The organism is Nonomuraea sp. NPDC001684 (assembly GCF_053596515.1).
Genome location: NZ_JBSFGJ010000181.1, coordinates 1 through 17,684, shown reverse-complemented (window position 1 = coordinate 17,684; position 17,684 = coordinate 1). Strand labels below are relative to the sequence as shown.

General features: G+C 70.6%; 17 protein-coding genes. 13 read left to right on the top strand and 4 right to left on the bottom strand.

Annotated features, from left to right (window positions below; genetic code table 11):
• Positions 1-379 precede the first annotated feature (379 nt).
• The 5 genes from ACWCSD_RS27840 (at position 380) to ACWCSD_RS27820 (ending at position 4,515) form a co-directional block, all read left to right on the top strand.
• On the top strand, positions 380-1,480 hold the full coding sequence (locus tag ACWCSD_RS27840; RefSeq protein ID WP_449919115.1) for a glycosyltransferase: 1,101 nt from the start codon (positions 380-382) through the stop codon (positions 1,478-1,480).
• A 176-nt stretch (positions 1,481-1,656) separates the two neighbouring features.
• Positions 1,657-2,640: a TerC family protein gene (locus tag ACWCSD_RS27835; RefSeq protein ID WP_352364449.1), complete on the top strand. Its 984-nt coding sequence runs from the start codon at positions 1,657-1,659 to the stop codon at positions 2,638-2,640.
• Positions 2,641-2,748: 108 nt separating this feature from the next.
• A complete protein-coding gene (locus ACWCSD_RS27830; protein WP_352329585.1) occupies positions 2,749-3,390 on the top strand; it encodes a phosphatidylserine decarboxylase in 642 nt (213 codons plus the stop codon).
• Positions 3,377-4,204 (top strand): CDP-diacylglycerol--serine O-phosphatidyltransferase, encoded by an 828-nt coding sequence (gene pssA, locus ACWCSD_RS27825; RefSeq protein ID WP_357983442.1) that lies wholly within the window; start codon positions 3,377-3,379, stop codon positions 4,202-4,204. Before ACWCSD_RS27830 ends, pssA begins: the two co-directional genes overlap by 14 nt.
• Positions 4,205-4,239: 35 nt before the next feature.
• On the top strand, positions 4,240-4,515 hold the full coding sequence (locus ACWCSD_RS27820) for a hypothetical protein (protein ID WP_352323039.1): 276 nt from the start codon (positions 4,240-4,242) through the stop codon (positions 4,513-4,515).
• A gap of 1 nt (position 4,516) precedes the next feature.
• Here the strand turns inward: ACWCSD_RS27820 and ACWCSD_RS27815 are convergent, their stop codons facing one another.
• Positions 4,517-5,173: an MBL fold metallo-hydrolase gene (locus ACWCSD_RS27815; RefSeq protein WP_397158946.1), complete on the bottom strand. Its 657-nt coding sequence runs from the start codon at positions 5,171-5,173 to the stop codon at positions 4,517-4,519.
• Positions 5,170-5,961: a maleylpyruvate isomerase family mycothiol-dependent enzyme gene (locus tag ACWCSD_RS27810; RefSeq protein WP_449919109.1), complete on the bottom strand. Its 792-nt coding sequence runs from the start codon at positions 5,959-5,961 to the stop codon at positions 5,170-5,172. The genes ACWCSD_RS27815 and ACWCSD_RS27810 overlap by 4 nt, the downstream gene beginning before the upstream one ends.
• 217 nt (positions 5,962-6,178) lie before the next feature.
• On the opposite strand from ACWCSD_RS27810, the gene uvrA reads away from it, so the two are divergent.
• The gene (gene uvrA / locus ACWCSD_RS27805) at positions 6,179-9,019 is read left to right on the top strand and encodes an excinuclease ABC subunit UvrA (protein WP_352323036.1); all 2,841 of its coding nucleotides are present in this window, start codon (positions 6,179-6,181) and stop codon (positions 9,017-9,019) included.
• A gap of 77 nt (positions 9,020-9,096) precedes the next feature.
• Here uvrA and ACWCSD_RS27800 read toward each other — a convergent pair whose 3' ends face one another.
• The gene (locus tag ACWCSD_RS27800; RefSeq protein ID WP_449919107.1) at positions 9,097-9,843 is read right to left on the bottom strand and encodes a DUF2306 domain-containing protein; all 747 of its coding nucleotides are present in this window, start codon (positions 9,841-9,843) and stop codon (positions 9,097-9,099) included.
• A gap of 232 nt (positions 9,844-10,075) precedes the next feature.
• Between ACWCSD_RS27800 and ACWCSD_RS27795 the strand changes: the two genes are divergently transcribed.
• The 7 genes from ACWCSD_RS27795 (at position 10,076) to whiA (ending at position 16,673) form a co-directional block, all read left to right on the top strand.
• Positions 10,076-10,492, top strand: coding sequence for a Rieske (2Fe-2S) protein (locus tag ACWCSD_RS27795; protein WP_397158938.1), 417 nt, complete (start codon positions 10,076-10,078; stop codon positions 10,490-10,492).
• A gap of 218 nt (positions 10,493-10,710) precedes the next feature.
• The gene (locus ACWCSD_RS27790) at positions 10,711-11,178 is read left to right on the top strand and encodes a Rieske (2Fe-2S) protein (RefSeq protein WP_449919104.1); all 468 of its coding nucleotides are present in this window, start codon (positions 10,711-10,713) and stop codon (positions 11,176-11,178) included.
• 76 nt (positions 11,179-11,254) lie between these two features.
• Positions 11,255-11,707 (top strand): Rieske (2Fe-2S) protein, encoded by a 453-nt coding sequence (locus ACWCSD_RS27785; RefSeq protein ID WP_449919101.1) that lies wholly within the window; start codon positions 11,255-11,257, stop codon positions 11,705-11,707.
• 129 nt (positions 11,708-11,836) lie between these two features.
• Positions 11,837-13,741, top strand: coding sequence for an excinuclease ABC subunit UvrC (gene uvrC, locus ACWCSD_RS27780; RefSeq protein ID WP_352323041.1), 1,905 nt, complete (start codon positions 11,837-11,839; stop codon positions 13,739-13,741).
• Positions 13,742-13,785: 44 nt separating this feature from the next.
• On the top strand, positions 13,786-14,652 hold the full coding sequence (rapZ, locus tag ACWCSD_RS27775; RefSeq protein WP_352323031.1) for an RNase adapter RapZ: 867 nt from the start codon (positions 13,786-13,788) through the stop codon (positions 14,650-14,652).
• A gap of 11 nt (positions 14,653-14,663) precedes the next feature.
• The gene (locus ACWCSD_RS27770; protein WP_352323040.1) at positions 14,664-15,620 is read left to right on the top strand and encodes a gluconeogenesis factor YvcK family protein; all 957 of its coding nucleotides are present in this window, start codon (positions 14,664-14,666) and stop codon (positions 15,618-15,620) included.
• A gap of 72 nt (positions 15,621-15,692) precedes the next feature.
• Positions 15,693-16,673 carry a DNA-binding protein WhiA gene (gene whiA / locus ACWCSD_RS27765; RefSeq protein ID WP_138714326.1) on the top strand — a complete coding sequence of 327 codons (981 nt, stop codon included), beginning with the start codon at positions 15,693-15,695 and terminating at the stop codon, positions 16,671-16,673.
• A gap of 187 nt (positions 16,674-16,860) precedes the next feature.
• Here whiA and ACWCSD_RS27760 read toward each other — a convergent pair whose 3' ends face one another.
• Positions 16,861-17,559, bottom strand: coding sequence for a hypothetical protein (locus tag ACWCSD_RS27760; protein WP_397158931.1), 699 nt, complete (start codon positions 17,557-17,559; stop codon positions 16,861-16,863).
• Positions 17,560-17,684: the final 125 nt, after the last annotated feature.

Sequence of the window (17,684 nt, the reverse complement as noted above, 5' to 3'; positions counted from 1 at the left end):
GCTTGACCTCTTGCGGGCCAGGCACTCACGGGCTGGTCGGGCTGTGAAGGTGCCCACATTTGGGTGCTTGGCCCGTGAGGTTCAGTGATTGAGCTGCCCGGCATCAAGAACGTGCCATGGGCTTGGGAACCGTGGATCGTGGCTGGGGGCACAGGGTCCTGCGCGGTGGGTTCTTGGTTGGTGGTCATGGCGGACCGAGGCGTGGTGGTCGGGGGCCTTTGAAGCTCAGGTGCCTGTGGGGGGGCCGGTACGGGGCGTCGGCGGGTTGGGTGGGTGAGATCGGGAAGCTGCGGCGTGATTCGGGCTACGGTTTCAGCTTTGAGGTGTGGCTGCGGTTTCCGGTGAGGGCCTAGGAGGGGTCGTGCGGGTGGCTTTTGTGATGGGGACCACGTCGGGTGGGACCGGGCGGCATGTACGGATGCTCGTTGAAGGGCTGGTGCAGCGCGGCCACCAGGCGGCGGTGGTGGGGCCGGGGAGTGTCGAGGAGGCGTTCTCCTTCCGGGCGGCGGGAGCCGCGTTCGCCGAGGTGCCCGTGTCCGACCGGCCGCACCCGCTGAACGACCTGCGCGCGGTGCTCGCGATCCGGCGGCTGACGCGCGACGCCGACGTCGTGCACGCCCATGGCCTGCGAGCGGGGGCGTTGGCGAGCCTGGCACTGAGGGCGTTCAGAGCTCCGGGGAAGCGAAGGGGCGATGGTCGGGAGGGGCCGGCGGTGGTGGTCACCTTGCACAATGCGCTTACCGCCGGCGGTTTCGTGGGATTCGTCTACGGGGTGCTGGAGCGGATCGTGGCGCGGCGGGCCGACCGGGTGCTGGTGGTCTCGCCGGATCTGGCGGAGCGGATGAGCGTGCTGGGAGCTCGGGAGGTGGCGGAGGCGGTGGTGCCCGCGCCTCCGCTCCGGCCCGCCCGGCGCGGGCCGGAGGAGGTGCGGGAGGAACTGGGGGCGGGTGATCGTCCCCTGGTGCTGACGATCGGCCGGCTCGCCCAGCAGAAGGGGCTCGACACCCTGCTGGACGTGGCGGCCGGGCCGTGGGAGTCGCCGGCGCCCCTGTTCGCCGTCGCGGGTGAGGGGCCGTTGCGGGCGGAACTGGAGGACCGGATCCGGTCCCGGAACCTTCCCGTCCTGCTTCTCGGAGACCGGGACGACGTCCCCGACCTGCTGGCGGCCGCGTCCGTCGTGGTCAACTGCAGCCGCTGGGAAGGGCTGCCGCTCAGCCTCAGCGAGGCACTGATGGCGGGCAAGCCGGTGGTGGCCTCGGACGTCGGCGGGATCCCGTGGCTGGTCGGCGACGCAGGGGTGCTGGTGCCGTACGGGGACGCCGAAGGGCTGCGCAGCGCGTTGCGCGAGGTCCTGGACGAGCCGGGGGCCGCGCGGACGCTGGCCGAGGCGGCCGCCCGGCGCGGACGGGAGTTGCCGGACGGTGACGATGCCGTGGAGAGCGTCCTCGGGGTGTACGAGGGGGCAAGATCGAATGGATGATGAGATCAGAGTGTCGGCGTATACTGCGTGGGTTAGGGAGGGGAGTATCCCTTCGCGACAGCCTCGTCATCACGGTGCAGCCCCGCTCCACGGGGCCCCCGGGGCTGCCGGTCCGCGTTGTTCGCGGGCGGGAGAGACCTCCGGCAATGAGTCATGCATGCCGGAGGGTTTGAATCGTGACCGTACCCGTGTGGGCCTGGATCGCCGTCATCGGCGGTCTGCTGGTCGTCCTCGCCTTTGACCTTTGGATCGTCGACCGCGGTGAAGCCCGTGAGTTCTCCATGCGGCAGGCCGGATATTGGGTCACCTTCTATGTCGCCCTGGCCGCGTTGTTCGGTGTGGGGTTGTGGGCCACCTTCGGGGCCGACAAGGCGGGAGAGTTCTTCGCCGGTTACATCACTGAATACAGCTTGAGCGTCGACAACCTGTTCATCTTCTTCATCATCATGAGCAGGTTCGCGGTGCCGCGGCCCTACCAGCACAAGGTGCTGCTCGTCGGCATCGTGCTCGCGCTGGTCATGCGCGGCATCTTCATCGCGCTCGGCGCCGCCGCGCTTGAGCGGTTCAGCTGGCTCTTCTACGTCTTCGGCGCCTTCCTCGTCTACACCGCCGTCAACCTGATCCGGCAGCACCTCAAGGGCGAGGAAGACGAGTTCAACGAGAACATCCTGCTCAGGTGGGTGCGCCGGGCGTTCCCGACCACCGAGGGGTACGTCGGCTCGAAGGTCAGCGTCAAGATCGACGGCCGCCGCATGGTGACCCCCATGCTCATCGTGATGGTCGCCATCGGCACCACCGACCTGCTGTTCGCCCTCGACTCGATTCCGGCCATCTTCGGGCTCACCAAGGACCCCTACGTCGTCTTCACGGCCAACGCGTTTGCCCTGATGGGGCTGCGTCAGCTTTACTTCCTGCTGGGCGGGTTGCTGCAGCGACTCGTCTACATCAGCTATGGTTTGGCGTTCATCCTCGGGTTCATCGGGGTTAAGCTGATAATGGAGGCGTTGCATGCCAGCGGCGTCTCCTGGGCACCCGAAATTCCCATCTGGGTGTCGCTCACGGTCATCGGCTCCACCATGGCGATCACCACGGTTGCGAGCCTGATCAAAGCCCGCATGACGAGCGGCGAAGGCGAGCACACGCACCCGGAGCAGGTCTAGCGGAACGGCTATCGAGGCGCTTTGCTTGTGAAGTTGCGCCGTGTAATAGTTGCGAGTTCCGTAACAGCATGGCAAAGCGCCTAGTCCAGTCACCACCAAAGGTTGTACGTGTCAGACGATTCTGCTAAGTCGAGCCGCGTCCGGCTCGCGCGCGGGGTCTCCCCGTGGCTCCTCCCGACGGCGGCCGCGGCGGCCGCCACCGCGCTGCTGACGCGCCGAGACCGGCGCTGGGCCCTGGCTGCGGCCCCGCTGGGTGCGCTCACGGGCGGCATGCTCTGGTTCTTCCGCGACCCCGAGCGCACTCCTGGCGAGGGGCGCATCCTGTCACCCGCCGACGGCGTGGTGCAGAGCATCGACCCCTGGCCGGACGGCCGCACCCGCGTCGCGATCTTCATGAGCCCCCTGAACGTGCACGTCAATCGTGCCCCTCTTGCGGGAAATGTCACGTCCGTGCAGCATGTCGCAGGTGGGTTCCTGCCGGCGTTCAACAAGGACAGTGACCAGAACGAGCGCGTGGTGTGGCATTTCGAGACCGCGCTGGGCGACATCGAGATGGTGCAGATCGCGGGCGCCGTGGCGCGCCGGATCGTGCCGTACCTGAGCGCCGGGGCGAAGGTGGCGCAGACCGAGCGCATCGGGCTCATCCGGTTCGGCTCGCGGGTCGACATCTACCTTCCCGAAGGCATCTCGCCCGCGGTCACCGTGGGGGAGAAGACGGTTGCGGGGGTGACCAGAATTGACCACGGCTGACGCCGGCAGCTGGCAGGCGGGCGAGGAAGAGCCCCGCGGTCCCGTGGGCAAGGCGTTCCGCCTGTCCGCCGCGGACTCGCTCTCGCTGGGCAACGCGGTCTGCGGGTTCCTCGCCGTCTGCGTCCTGGCCTACTCGGCGATTCAGCAGCTCACGGTCGCCGACGGCAAGTTCACGCCCACGCCGAGCTACTTCGCCACCGCCATCGTCCTGCTGCTCATCGGCGCGACCTGCGACCTGTTCGACGGGCTCGTCGCGCGGCGCTTTCGCGCCTCGGCGATGGGCGCCGAGCTGGACAACCTGGCCGACGTGATCAGCTTCGGGTTCGCGCCCGCGTTCATGGTCGTGATCTGGGGTGTCGGCGCGCCGCCTTCGGTGCCGTTCATCGCGGTGGTCACCGCCGCGGCGGCCGTGCTGGTCGCCGGTGTCGTACGCCTGGCGCGCTTCGCGTGCGTCAAGACCAAGAGCGGCGACTTCATGGGCCTGCCCATCCCCATGGGCGCCATGACCGTGATCTCCATCGTGCTGCTGTTCCAGCCCAGCATCTGGGCGCTGTTCGCGGTGCTCGGCGTGGCCTGGCTGATGGTCAGCCGGATCGAGTACCCCAAGCCGAAGGGACAGCTCGCGGCGGTCGTCCTCGGGTGGATCATGGTGAACGTGGCCTTCCTCACGTTCTGGGTGGCCTGGCCGGAAGGCGGCGACCTGCCGATCAAGATCGGCGCGACCATGCAGATCGCGCTCGTCGCGGCCATCCCGCTGCGCATGTTGTTCTACAAGCGGGAGCTGCGCAAGGAAGCCGAGCGAATCGGCAACTAGGGGATTTTTCATCCATCTTCGGTTTTGATGGATTCATGTCGGCCATGCCGCGCGAGCACACGCGTACGTACTACCTCGGCAAGCTGGCCACCGAGCTGGAGCAGCGCGGGCTGACCGCCACCCTGCGGGCCGACCCGCCCGCGCTGCGGATCAGCGATCCCGACACCGCGCTGCTGGCCGAGACGATCGACTGCGTGCCGCTGCCCGAAGGGTGGTTCTACCGCTGGTCGTGGGGCGAGCTCGTGGGCCTGGCCGACGATCCCGCCCTGGCGGCCGGGCGCATCGTGCGCGTGCTGGCCGCGGGCAGGTGAGCTACCAGCCTCTGGCCTTCCACTCGGGCAGCGAGGGACGTTCGGCGCCGAGCGTCGTGTCCTTGCCGTGGCCGGGGTAGACCCAGGTGTCGTCGGGCAGGCGGTCGAAGATGCGCTCGGTCACGTCGGTGTAGAGCCGCTCGAAACGCTCCGGGTCCCTGCCGGTGTTGCCCACCCCGCCGGGGAACAGGGAGTCGCCGGTGAACAGGTGACGGCCGTCGGGGCCGCCGTCGTAGAGCAGCGCGATCGAGCCCGGGGTGTGGCCGCGCAGGTGGATGACCTCCAGGGTGACCGGGCCGAGGGCGATCGTGTCGCCGTGGTCGACCGTGCGGCCGACCGGGACGGGCAGGGCGGGCGCGTCGAGCGGATGGGCGATCACCTCGGCGCCGGTGACCCTGGCGACCTGTTCGAGGGCCTGCCAGTGGTCGCCGTGCTGGTGGGTGGTGACGATCGCGCCGAGCGGCTGGTCGCCGACGAGCGCCAGCAGCCGGTCGGCGTCGGCCGCGGCGTCGATCAGCAGCTCGTCGCCGGTCTCGGTGGAACGCAGCAGGTAGGCGTTGTTGTCGTGGGGGCCGACCGCCAGCTTGGAGATGGTCAGGGCGGGCAGCTCGCGCACGTCGGCGGGGCCGCCGACCCGGACGTCGCCGGTGTAGGTCATGGATAGTCCTTCGGGGGCGTCGCGGGCAGATCAGCGGGGGCCGGCATCGTCAGCCACGGCGGCGGCTCGGGAAGGAGCGCGCCACCGTCACCAGGCGGCGACGGCTGTCCCGCGGGCACCAGGGTAACGCCCTCGCCCTCCGACCTTCCCGTCAACCAGGCCAGCATGTCGGCCGGTCGGCCCTGGACCGCCGGGCCGTGGCCGAGGTTCTGCCACCTTTGCCCCGGCTCGCCGGTCAGGACGACCTCGCTCACCGTGCTGCGGTCGTACGGCCAGGATCGGCGGAGGTCGTGCAGTTCGCGGCGGACGAACGTCTCCGGCCAGTCGTGGGGGCCGTACCCGGCGCCGAGGTCCACGTGGTGCATGCCCACCTCGCGCAACCGGCGTACCAGGACGTACCAGGCGGGATGCGACGGCGGCCGCATGCCGCGTACGGGCGCCGGCCACGCCTCGGCGGGCAGATCGCGGATCGCGGCGGCCAGCCGCGCGGCGCTGCCGGCCAGGTCGGCCAGGTGGTGCGCGGCCGGACGGGCGGCGGCGGCCTCGATCTCGGCGGTCCTGGCCTCCAGGGAGGGGTACTGCGAGGTCTCGACGCCCGTCCTGGCCCAGGTGAGCAGGCGGAGGTGGGAGCGGGCGTTGCCGGCCAGGTGGGCGAGCACGTGCCCTCTGGTCCAGCCGGGCAGCAGGGACGGGGCCGCGACGTCGGCGTCCGACAGGGACGCGGCCGTGGCCAGCAGCCGTTCGGTCGCGGAGGCGAGTTCGGCCTGTATCGCGGGTAGAACAGTCATGTCCGGATATTTCATCACTTAGGTGTCCAAGGTCGGGTGCGGGCATAAAGCGGCAGGTCAAGTGGTTGACTCTCAAAGGGCTCCTGCCGACGCGGGAGATGGCCGTAACCTGTGAAGGACGGATTTTCGGGGGCCGGGGATCGGCTCGCCGAAAATGTCGGTGCCCCCGTCTACCATCCCCCGTGGACCTATCCGCCTTTCGACCTCCGGGATCGCCGTGGCAGACCGCCTGATCGTGCGTGGTGCACGAGAACACAACCTCAAGGACGTCTCGCTTGACCTGCCGCGAGACTCGCTGATCGTCTTCACCGGCCTCTCCGGCTCCGGCAAGTCGAGCCTGGCCTTCGACACGATCTTCGCTGAGGGCCAGCGGCGCTACGTCGAGTCCTTGTCGGCCTACGCCCGCCAGTTCCTCGGCCAGATGGACAAACCCGACGTCGACTTCATCGAGGGCCTGTCGCCCGCGGTGTCCATCGACCAGAAGGCCACCAGCAAGAACCCCCGCTCCACCGTCGGCACCATCACCGAGGTCTACGACTACCTGCGCCTGCTGTGGGCGCGCATCGGCAAGCCCCACTGCCCGGCCTGCGGCCGTCCGATCGCCCGGCAGATGCCGCAGCAGATCGTCGACCGCGTGATGGACCTGGAGGAGGGCACCCGGTTCCAGGTGCTCGCCCCCGTCATCCGCGGCCGCAAGGGCGAATACGCCGAGCTGTTCCGCGAGCTGCAGACCAAGGGCTTCGCGCGGGCCAGGGTCGACGGCACGGTCGTGCGGCTGGAGGAGCCGCCGACGCTGAAGAAGTACGAGAAGCACGACATCGAGGTCATCGTCGACCGCCTGTCGGTCAAGGAGTCCTCGCGCCGCCGGCTCACCGACTCCGTCGAGACCGCGCTGCAGCTGTCCGGCGGCACGATCACGCTGGAGTTCGTCGACCTGCCGGAAGACGACCCGGGCCGTGAGCGCTTCTACTCCGAGCACCTCTACTGCCCCTACGACGACCTGTCGTTCGAGGAGCTGGAGCCGCGCTCGTTCTCCTTCAACTCGCCCTTCGGCGCCTGCCCCGAGTGCACCGGCCTCGGCACCAAGATGGAGGTCGACCCCGACCTGGTGGTGCCCGACCCCGAGCGCACGCTCGGCGACGGCGCGCTGCACCCGTGGTCGGGCGGCCACACCAGCGAATACTTCGTCCGGCTGATCGAGGCGCTAGGCCACACGGTCGGGTTCACCCTCGACACGCCGTGGGAGCGGCTGCCCAAGAAGGCCCAGAAGTCGCTGCTGTACGGCCACGACGAGCAGGTGCACGTCCGCTACAGCAACCGCTACGGCCGCCAGCGCTCCTACTACACCACCTTCGACGGCGTCATCCCCTGGGTGCAGCGCCGGCACGCCGAGGCCGAGAGCGACGCCACGCGCGAGCGCTTCGAGGGCTACATGCGCGAGATCCCGTGCCCGGCCTGCAAGGGCGCCCGGCTCAAGCCGGTCACCCTCGCCGTCACGGTCGACGACCGGTCGATCGCCGAGGTCGCGGCCATGTCGATCGGCGAGTGCGCCAAGTTCCTGGCCGAGCTCAAGCTGTCCGACCGTGACATGCACATCGCCGAGCGGGTGGTCAAGGAGATCAACGCCCGCATGGGCTTCCTGCTCGACGTCGGCCTCGACTACCTGACCATGGACCGCGCCGCCGCCACCCTCGCCGGTGGCGAGGCCCAGCGCATCCGGCTGGCCACGCAGATCGGCTCCGGGCTGGTCGGCGTCCTCTACGTGCTGGACGAGCCGTCCATCGGCCTGCACCAGCGTGACAACATGCGCCTGCTCGACACGCTGATCAGGCTGCGCGACATGGGCAACACGCTGATCGTCGTCGAGCACGACGAGGACACCATCGCCGCCGCCGACTGGGTGGTCGACATCGGTCCCGGCGCCGGCGAGCACGGCGGCCAGGTCGTGGTGTCCGGCACCGTCCAGGAGCTCCTCGCCAGCGAGGAGTCCATGACCGGCCAGTACCTGTCGGGGCGCCGGAGCATCCCGATCCCGGCCAAGCGTCGCAAGCGCGACAAGAAGCGGCAGATCACGGTCAAGGGCGCGCGCGAGCACAACCTCAAGGGCGTCGACATCGAGTTCCCGCTGGGCGTGTTCACGGCGGTGACCGGCGTGTCCGGGTCGGGCAAGTCGACGCTCGTCAACGACATCCTCTACAACGCGCTGGCCAAGGAGCTCAACGGCGCCCGCACGGTGCCGGGGCGGCACTCCCGCATCAACGGCATGGACCAGGTGGACAAGGTCGTGCACGTCGACCAGTCGCCGATCGGCCGTACGCCGCGCTCCAACCCGGCCACGTACACCGGGGTCTTCGACCACGTGCGCAAGCTGTTCGCCCAGACGGCCGAGGCCAAGGTGCGCGGCTACCAGCCCGGGCGGTTCAGCTTCAACGTCAAGGGCGGGCGCTGCGAGGCGTGCGCGGGCGACGGCACGATCAAGATCGAGATGAACTTCCTGCCGGACGTCTACGTCCCCTGTGAGGTCTGCCACGGCGCCCGGTACAACCGGGAGACGCTGGAGGTCCACTACAAGGGCAAGACGATCGCCGAGGTGCTCGACATGCCGATCGAGGAGGCGCTGGCCTTCTTCGACGCGATCCCGGCGATCAAGCGGCACCTGCAGACGCTCAACGACGTCGGCCTGGGCTACGTGCGGCTCGGGCAGCCGGCGACCACGTTGTCCGGCGGCGAGGCGCAGCGCGTCAAGCTCGCCTCCGAGCTGCAGCGCCGCCAGACCGGCCGGACGATCTACGTGCTCGACGAGCCCACCACCGGCCTGCACTTCGAGGACATCCGCCGGCTGCTCGGCGTGCTCGGGCGGCTGGTCGACGGCGGGAACACGGTGATCGTCATCGAGCACAACCTCGACGTCATCAAGACCGCCGACTGGATCATCGACATGGGCCCCGAAGGCGGGTCCCGCGGCGGCACGCTCGTGGCCGCGGGCACGCCCGAAGAGGTGGCGCTGGTCAACGAGAGCCACACCGGCCGCTTCCTGCGGAAGATCCTGTCGCTCTGAGTCAAGGGCCGGCTCGGGTGCGGCTGTGTCTCGCTGTGAGGCTGGTGGTGGCTCGGTGCGGCTGGGGCTCACCTGGGTCAGGTGGTGGCCGGGGTTTCGCCGGGAGTCAGGGCGGTGGCGCGGGCGCGGCGGCGGCGCTTGGCGGCGTCGCCGCGCTCCAGCCACCACTCGGCGAACAGCAGCGGCAGCACCCAGCCCAGCCAGGCGCTCAGCGCGCCGACCGTGGCGGCCAGCAGCGCCTGGTCGCCGTGGAAGGTGGTGTCGAGCTGCGGTGACAGCGTGATGACGAACACCGCGCCCCACAGGCGGTTGGTGATGATCGACATCGTCAGGGCGAAGCTGCGGATCATCCACCTGCGATGATCGACGAACCTGCGCTGCCTGGCCATCCGCCAGCCGGCCAGGGTGCAGCCCAGCCAGAGCAGCGCCAGCACCACCCCGCTGGCCCTGGTCACCGGGCCGAAGGGCGTGGCCAGGCTGACCACCAGTCCCAGCAGGCCGCCGGGCAGGCAGCCGCCGAAGACGTACACCCGGCCGATCATGCGGTGGGCCCGCGGGTGGCGGGCGCGGAACCACGGCCAGACCTGCAGGCAGCACGAGATCATCGCGATCGAGCCGAAGATCACGTGCAGGGAGAGCACCGCGAAGTGCGGCGGGAAGAAGTCGGGCGCGGGCACCCGCGACCGGCTCGGGTCCAGCGACAGGTAGGGCGGCAGCGAGAAGGCGACGAACGCGATCGCCACCACCACGAGCGGAGCCACCCACGGACGCCGCCACCAGCGCGGCCCGGACGTCGTGGGCTTGGGAGTCTCGGTCAGTGTCATGAGCGACACGCTCGCGCCCGGCGCTGACCGCGGGCGTACCGTCCGCTGACCGTGCGCCGACCGTGCGGCCGACCGCTCTTTGTCGCGACGGTGACCGTATCGGTCACCCGATGGGCGGACCGAGGGGTGGGGCCAATAAAGTTGAAGCACGGGTAACGGCTTGACCTGCTGGGGGTCGGCGGAGACGCGAAGGGTCGGCTAATTCATGACGGTGACGAATCAGGGCGAAGCCATGCCCGAAAACGGTGGCGGCATCGGGCGGCGCGAGATGCTCGGCGTGGCGGGGGTGGCCGCGTGCGGGCTGGCGCTGGCCGGGTGCGGGGCGGGGGACGCCAAGGCGCAACCCGTGTCGGGGATCAAGGGCAAGGTGCTCGCCAAGACGGCGGACGTGCCCGTCGGCGGCGGCACGATCGTGCAGGAGTGGCGGATCGTGATCACGCAGCCCACGAAGGGCGTCTACAAGGCGTTCAGCGCGGTCTGCACGCACAAGGGATGCACGGTGGGCACGCCTAAGGACAACGTCATCACGTGTGCGTGCCACGGCAGCGAGTTCGCCGCCGACAGCGGCCAGGCCACCAAGGGGCCCGCGACCGCGCCGCTGACGGTCTACCAGGTCAAGGTGGAGGGCGACGGCATCGTCGTGGTCTGAGGACGTGGTCTGAGGCCGGGGTCTGAGGCCGGGGGCTGAGGCCGTAGCTCAGGACACGGTCTGAGGGGGCGGGCTGAGGGCGGCGCTCGGGGGCGGGCCGGGGAAGGCTTGTTCTGGGTAATTGTGCGTGGTTTCCGGGATTGGGGGCGTGCAGGCTGAACCGGTGCGGGGGCGCCGGCCGTACCTGCATGTGAGACCGAGACCTGGGAGGACGCACCATGACAGAAACGACGCGCCGGACGGTCATGCTCGGCGCCGGAGGTGCCGGGCTCGCGGCGGTTCTGACGGCGTGCGCGAGCTACGGTTCGCCGACGACGGCGGCGAACGAGGCGCCGGCCACCGAGGAGACGGCCGCCGGGGAGCCGTCGTCGGAGCCCAAGAAGAAGGTGAAGAAGAAGGCCAAGGCGCTGGCCGACACCGGCGACATCCAGGTCGGCGGCGGCGCGGTCTTCAAGGACCAGAAGGTCGTGGTGACGCAGCCGACCGAGGGGGAGTTCAAGGCGTTCACGGCGATCTGCACCCATGCGGGATGCACGGTGGCCAGCGTCTCGAACGGCACCATCAACTGCCCCTGCCACGGCAGCAAGTTCAAGATCGAGGACGGCTCTGTGGCCGACGGCCCCGCCGGCGCGCCGCTCGCCGAGAAGAAGATCACCGTGGACGGCGACAAGATCAGACTCGCCTAATCCCCGTCTCATGAATTTCTCACCTGCCTCCGGTTGGGTGGAACGCATGGGAGATGACCTTCGAAGCCGTCGGGCAGTGATAGCGGGCGTGGGCGCGGGCGGGCTGGCCCTGGCGATCAGCGCCTGCGGCGGAAGCACCGAGACCCCGGCGGCCACCGCCCCCGACGCGGGCGGCCAGTCGAGCGCGGCGCAGCCGGGCGCATCGCAGTCCAGCGCCCCGCAGTCGAGTGCCCCGCAGGCCGGCGGCGCGCTGGCCAAGACCGCCGACATCCCCGTCGGCGGCACCACGATCTTCAAGGACCAGAAGATCGTGGTGACGCAGCCGACGGCCGGCGAGTTCAAGGCCTTCAGCGCGATCTGCACGCACAAGGGCTGCCCCGTGGGCAGCGTCGCGGACGGCGCGATCGTGTGCCCGTGCCACGGCAGCAAGTTCAACATCGCCGACGGCTCGGTCACCAACGGCCCGGCCGACAAGCCGCTGGCCGCCCAGCAGATCAAGGTGGAGGGCGACCAGATCACCCTGGCCTGACCGCCGGCGTGATCCATGGCTTGACCCGAGAACGCGGTGAGCCCCGTCGTGCCGTCCGAAGGCTCGGCGGGTCACCTTGTCGGTGGCGCCTACTAGTCTTTGACCGTGGCGAGAGCAGCGGGCAGCCCCTTGAGTTTCCGGCCCAGACCAGGTTCGATCCCCGAGTCGCCGGGGGTCTACCGGTTCAGGGACGCGCACGGCCGGGTGATCTACGTCGGCAAGGCCAAGAGCCTGCGGCAGCGGCTCAACTCCTACTTCGCCGACTTCTCCGCGCTGCACCCGCGCACCCAGTCGATGCTCACCACGGCCGCCGACGTCGACTGGACCGTCGTCGGCACCGAGGTCGAGGCGCTGCAGCTCGAATACTCCTGGATCAAGGAGTTCGACCCGCGCTTCAACGTCAAGTACCGCGACGACAAGTCCTACCCCTACCTCGCGGTGACGATGGGGGAGGATTTCCCGCGCGTCCAGGTCATGCGGGGCGCCAAGCGCAAGGGCACCCGCTACTTCGGCCCCTACTCGCACGCCTGGGCCATCCGCGAGACCGTCGACCTGCTGCTGCGCGTCTTCCCGGTGCGCACGTGCAGCGCCGGGGTGTTCAAGCGGGCCGGGCAGATCGGCCGTCCGTGCCTGCTGGGCTACATCGACAAGTGCTCGGCGCCGTGCGTGGGCCGGGTGACCCCGCAGGAGCACCGCGAGCTGGCCGAAGACTTCTGCGACTTCATGGCGGGCAACACCACCCGCTTCATCAAGCGCCTTGAGAAGGACATGCGCGAGGCCGCCGCCGAGCAGGAGTACGAGCGGGCGGCCCGGCTGCGCGACGACATCCAGGCGCTGCAGCGCGCGCTGGAGAAGCAGGCCGTGGTGCTCGGCGAGGCCACCGACGCCGACGTGATCGCGCTGGCCGAGGATCCGCTGGAGGCCGCCGTCCAGGTGTTCTACGTGCGCGGGGGCCGCATCCGCGGTCAGCGGGGCTGGGTGGTCGACAAGGTCGAGGAGACCTCGCCCGGTGAGCTGGTCGAGCAGTTCCTGCTGCAGATGTACGGCGAGGCCGGCCCCGAGTCGATGCCGCGCGAGGTGCTCGTGCCCGCGCTGCCGCCCGACGCCGAGGCGGTCGCCGAGCTGCTGACCGAGCAGCGCAGGGCCCGGGTCGAGGTGCGCGTCCCGCAGCGCGGCGACAAGAAGGCGCTGATGGAGACCGTCGAGCGCAACGCCAAGGAGTCGCTGGCCCAGCACAAGATCCGCCGCGCCGGCGACCTGACCACGCGCAGCAAGGCGTTGCAGGAGATCGCCGACGCGCTCGACCTCGACCAGGCGCCGCTGCGCGTCGAGTGCTACGACGTCTCCCATCTGCAGGGCGAGAACGTCGTGGCGTCCATGGTGGTCTTCGAGGACGGTCTGGCGCGCAAGAGCGAGTACCGGCGCTTCGCGATCAAGACCAAGGAGGGCGACGTCGCCTCGATCCACGAGGTGATCATGCGGCGGTTCCGGCGTTACCTGGAGGAACGTTCGGCCACCGGCGAGCTGGCCGCCGAGGACGACGACGGCCACGGGCCCATCGACCCCGAGACCGGCAAACCGCGCAAGTTCGCCTACCCGCCCAACCTGGTCGTCGTCGACGGCGCGGGCCCCCAGGCGGCCGCCGCGCAGCGGGCGCTCGACGAGCTCGGCATCGACGACGTCGCGGTGTGCGGCCTGGCCAAGCGGCTGGAGGAGGTGTGGTTGCCCGGCGACGACCAGCCAGTGATCATGCCTCGTTCAAGTGAGGGTCTCTACCTGCTGCAACGCGTCCGCGACGAAGCACACAGGTTCGCCATCACCTACCATCGTTCCAAGAGGTCCAAGTCAGTGAAGGAGAGCGCGCTCGACGGCGTGCCCGGCCTCGGGCCGGCGCGCAGGCAGGCGTTGCTCAAGCACTTCGGCTCCGTCAAGAAGCTACGCGAGGCCAGCGCGACCGAGATCTGCGAGGTTCCCGGCATCGGGCCGGCCCTCGCCGAGGTCATCGTGTCGACGCTGAAGGGAGATACATCGTGAACACCCGCGAGGGAGCGCAGGGTGTCGGCGAACGGAGTGAGGCCATGAGCACCGAGCCGGCGTTCGTCATCGTCACCGGCATGTCCGGGGCGGGGCGCAGCACGGCCGCCAAGGCGCTGGAAGACCTGGGCTGGTTCGTCATCGACAACCTGCCGCCGGGGCTGCTGTTCGCGATGGCGGAGGAGGCGGGCAAGGTCAAGCTGGCCGCCGACAAGGTGGCCGCGGTCGTCGACGTGCGCAGCCTGGCCTTCACCACCGACCTCAACGCGGCCATCGAGGAGCTGGAGGGCCGCGGCGTGCGCGTGCGGGTCGTCTTCCTCGAGGCCAGCGACGAGGAGCTGGTGCGCAGGTTCGAGAACGTCCGCCGGCCCCACCCGCTGCAGGGCGAGGGCCGCCTGGTCGACGGCATCACCCGCGAGCGCGGCATCCTGCGCGAGGTGCGGGCCAACGCCGACCTGGTGATCGACACCTCGTCCCACAACGTGCACGACCTGCGCAACAAGATCGTCGCCTACTTCGGCGGCGATGACCGTCCGGGGCTGCGGCTCAACGTCGTCTCGTTCGGGTTCAAGTACGGCCTGCCGGTCGACGCCGACCTCGTCGTCGACTGCCGTTTCCTGCCCAACCCCCACTGGGTGCCCGAGCTGCGGCCGATGAACGGCCTCGACGCGCCGGTCAGCGACTACGTGCTCGGCCAGCCGGGCGCCAAGGAGTTCCTCGACGCCTACGAGGAGGTCCTGCAGGTCGTCGCCACCGGCTACGCCCGCGAGGGCAAGAGCTACGCGACCCTGGCCGTGGGCTGCACGGGCGGCAAGCACCGCAGCGTGGCCATGGCCGAGCAGGTCGCCGCCCGCCTGCGTGACCGCGGCATGGAGGTCCAGGTCAGTCACCGGGATGTGGGGCGGGAGTGACCCATGAACGTATGGAGGCGGGGCTGCCGCATCCGCTGAACGGCCCCCGCGTGGTGGCCCTCGGCGGCGGCCACGGGCTCTACGCCTCGCTGTCGGCCTTACGGGTCGTGACCGACCGGCTGACCGCGGTGGTGACCGTGGCCGACGACGGCGGCTCCAGCGGCCGGCTGCGCCGCGAGCTCGGCGTGCTGCCGCCCGGCGACCTGCGCATGGCGCTGGCCGCGCTGTGCGGCGACGACGAGTGGGGCATCACCTGGAGCGAGGTCGTCCAGCACCGCTTCCGCAGCGAGGGCGAGCTGCACGGGCACGCCGTCGGCAACCTGCTGATCGTGGCGCTGTGGGAGCTGCTCGGCGACTCGGTGGCCGGCCTCGACTGGGTGGGCCGGCTGCTCGGCGCGCACGGCAGGGTGCTGCCGATGGCCTCGGTGCCGCTCGACATCGTGGCCGAGGTCGAGCTCGACGGCGTCACCTCGACCGTGCGCGGCCAGGTCGCCTGCGCGCTCACGCCGGGCCGGGTGCAGGCCATCTCCCTGGTGCCGGAAGACCCGCCGGCGCGTCCCGAGGCGGTCGCCGCGGTGCACGAGGCCGACTGGCTGGTGTTCGGGCCGGGCTCGTGGTTCACCAGCGTGCTGCCGCACCTGAAGGTGCCCGAGCTGGCCCGCGCGCTGCACGACAGCAAGGCCAAGCGGCTCGTCACCCTCAACCTGGCCCCCCAGCCGGGCGAGACCGACGACTTCTCCCCCCAGCAGCACCTGGAGGTGCTCCGCCAGCACGCCCCCGACCTGGCCTTCGACGTCGTGCTGGCCGACACGGGCGTGGTCGACGACCTCGACGCCCTGGACAAGGCCGCGGCGGCGCTCGGCGCCCGGCTCGTCCTGGCCGACGTGGCTGCCGCCGACGGCTCGCCCCGGCATGACCCACGACGTCTTGCCTCCGTCCTGGACGAGATTTTCCTCCAGAAGCGTTGATCCTGGTCGGCGTGGCGCGAAGGTGCGAGAGACTGGCGGGAGCCGGTCTGAATGGGGGAAGGACTAACGCTTATGGCGATGACAGGTGTGGTGAAGGACGAACTGAGCCGCCTGCCGGTGCTGAAACCGTGCTGCCGCAAGGCGGAGGTGTCCACGCTGCTGCGGTTCGCCAGCGGCCTGCACCTGGTGGGCGGCCGCATCGTGATCGAGGCCGAGCTCGACACCAACGCCACCGCGCGGCGGCTGATCAAGGACATCGGCGAGGTGTTCGGCCACAAGGCCGAGGTGCTCGTGCTCGCGCCGGCCGGGCTGCGCAAGGGCTCGCGCTACGTGGTGCGCGTCTACCGCGACGGTGAGGCGCTGGCCCGCCAGACGGGCCTGATCGACAACCACGGGCGCCCGGTGCGCGGCCTGCCCCGGCAGGTCGTGGCCGGTGCGGCCTGCGACGCCGAGGCGGCCTGGCGGGGCGCCTTCCTGGCGCACGGCTCGCTGACCGAGCCGGGGCGTTCGATGTCCCTGGAGGTCACCTGCCCGGGGCCGGAGGCCGCGCTCGCGCTGGTCGGCTCGGCCCGGCGGCTGAAGATCCACGCCAAGGCCCGGGAGGTGCGCGGCGTCGACCGCGTCGTGGTCCGCGACGGCGACGCGATCAGCGCGCTGCTCACCCGCCTCGGCGCGCACGACAGCGTGCTGGCCTGGGAGGAGCGCCGGATGCGCCGCGAGGTGCGGGCCACCGCCAACCGGCTGGCCAACTTCGACGACGCCAACCTGCGGCGTTCGGCGCGGGCGGCCGTCGCGGCGGGCGCGCGGGTGCAGCGCGCGCTGGAGATCCTCGGCGAGGAGGCGCCGGACCACCTGGTGGTGGCCGGGCGGCTGCGGGTGGAGCACAAGCAGGCGTCGCTGGAGGAACTGGGCCAGATCGCCGACCCGCCGCTGACCAAGGACGCCATCGCCGGGCGCATCAGGCGGCTGCTGGCGATGGCCGACAAGCGCGCCTCCGACCTGGGCATCCCCAACACCGAGGCCAACCTCACCGTCGACATGCTGGCGCCGTAGCGGGCTCGCCGCCGTGCGGGCGGCCGCGGCGCCGTCCGGGAGACCCCCATCCCGTACGGCTCCGCGCGGTGGCCCGCACGCGCCGACGTCCCTGCACGCCCGTCATGGCCGGTCGTGAGGGCTCACGGGCCGCTCGCCGTGACGAAGCGCGCTGTGGGCCGCCCGGCGGCTGCTGAGCGGGCGTCCGTCAGTCCCTGGCGGGCTTGCGCGGCGTGAACAGGTCCGCGGGCGCGGCCTGCTGCCCGGGCGACTGCGCGAGCACCTGTGCGGACGACTGTGCAGGCGACTGGGCGGGCGGTTGCGCGGGCTCGAAGGGCGCCCGGTACTCCTGCCCGGCCTCCTCCGCCGCCTCCTGGGCGGCCAGGGCGGCCCGGTCGGCGCGGCGCACGCGGAAGACGCGCAGCGTGACCAGCAGGAGCGCGGCCACGGCGGCGACGGCGATGTACAGCCACATCTGCCACGTCTGCGCGAGCGGCTCGCGGTAGACCGCCAGGGCGCGGGGAAGCCCCTCGCCGGCGTTGGCCACCGTGATGTCGCCGAGCTGCGGGGAGAAGGGCGTACCGGTCGCGGAGGTGTGCCGCGCGGCGCCGAGGATGATGGACACGCCCGAGATCTGGCCGCCGGCGACGGCCGCCGCCGCGTACAGGGCGGCCACCACCGGCAGCGCCCGGTTGCGCGGGCGGGCCGCGCCCACCGCCAGGGCGACCAGCAGCGCGATCAGGAGCGACAGCGTCACCGACAGGGCGTGGCCGTTGCCCAGCGTGGCCACGGCCTTCGGCAGCCGGTCCTGGAACAGCACCGCGAGCCCCAGGGCCGCCGCGCAGACCAGCGCGGCGACCAGCCCCGCGATCAGTCCAGGAAGCAGGCCGGACCGCTTATGTGACATCTCAGCCCCCAGAGAATGCACGAATTTACTCCGACGAGTCGGGCACTTTACTCGAAGCTCGCAAATTGCGCCCCCTGAACGGGGATACGCAGGGCGGTACCTGCAGTGGTCTAAACCAATTTGGG

Excerpts from the sequence above, each read along its gene's own strand:
- ACWCSD_RS27840 (WP_449919115.1), top strand. The coding sequence starts at position 380 with ATGGGGACCACGTCGGGTGGGACCGGGCGGCATGTACGGATGCTCGTT.
- ACWCSD_RS27820 (WP_352323039.1), top strand. The coding sequence starts at position 4,240 with ATGTCGGCCATGCCGCGCGAGCACACGCGTACGTACTACCTCGGCAAG.
- ACWCSD_RS27815 (WP_397158946.1), bottom strand. The coding sequence starts at position 5,173 with ATGACCTACACCGGCGACGTCCGGGTCGGCGGCCCCGCCGACGTGCGC.
- ACWCSD_RS27810 (WP_449919109.1), bottom strand. The coding sequence starts at position 5,961 with ATGACTGTTCTACCCGCGATACAGGCCGAACTCGCCTCCGCGACCGAA.
- ACWCSD_RS27800 (WP_449919107.1), bottom strand. The coding sequence starts at position 9,843 with ATGACACTGACCGAGACTCCCAAGCCCACGACGTCCGGGCCGCGCTGG.
- ACWCSD_RS27795 (WP_397158938.1), top strand. The coding sequence starts at position 10,076 with ATGCCCGAAAACGGTGGCGGCATCGGGCGGCGCGAGATGCTCGGCGTG.
- ACWCSD_RS27790 (WP_449919104.1), top strand. The coding sequence starts at position 10,711 with ATGACAGAAACGACGCGCCGGACGGTCATGCTCGGCGCCGGAGGTGCC.
- rapZ (WP_352323031.1), top strand. The coding sequence starts at position 13,786 with ATGAGCACCGAGCCGGCGTTCGTCATCGTCACCGGCATGTCCGGGGCG.
- ACWCSD_RS27770 (WP_352323040.1), top strand. The coding sequence starts at position 14,664 with ATGGAGGCGGGGCTGCCGCATCCGCTGAACGGCCCCCGCGTGGTGGCC.
- whiA (WP_138714326.1), top strand. The coding sequence starts at position 15,693 with ATGGCGATGACAGGTGTGGTGAAGGACGAACTGAGCCGCCTGCCGGTG.
- ACWCSD_RS27760 (WP_397158931.1), bottom strand. The coding sequence starts at position 17,559 with ATGTCACATAAGCGGTCCGGCCTGCTTCCTGGACTGATCGCGGGGCTG.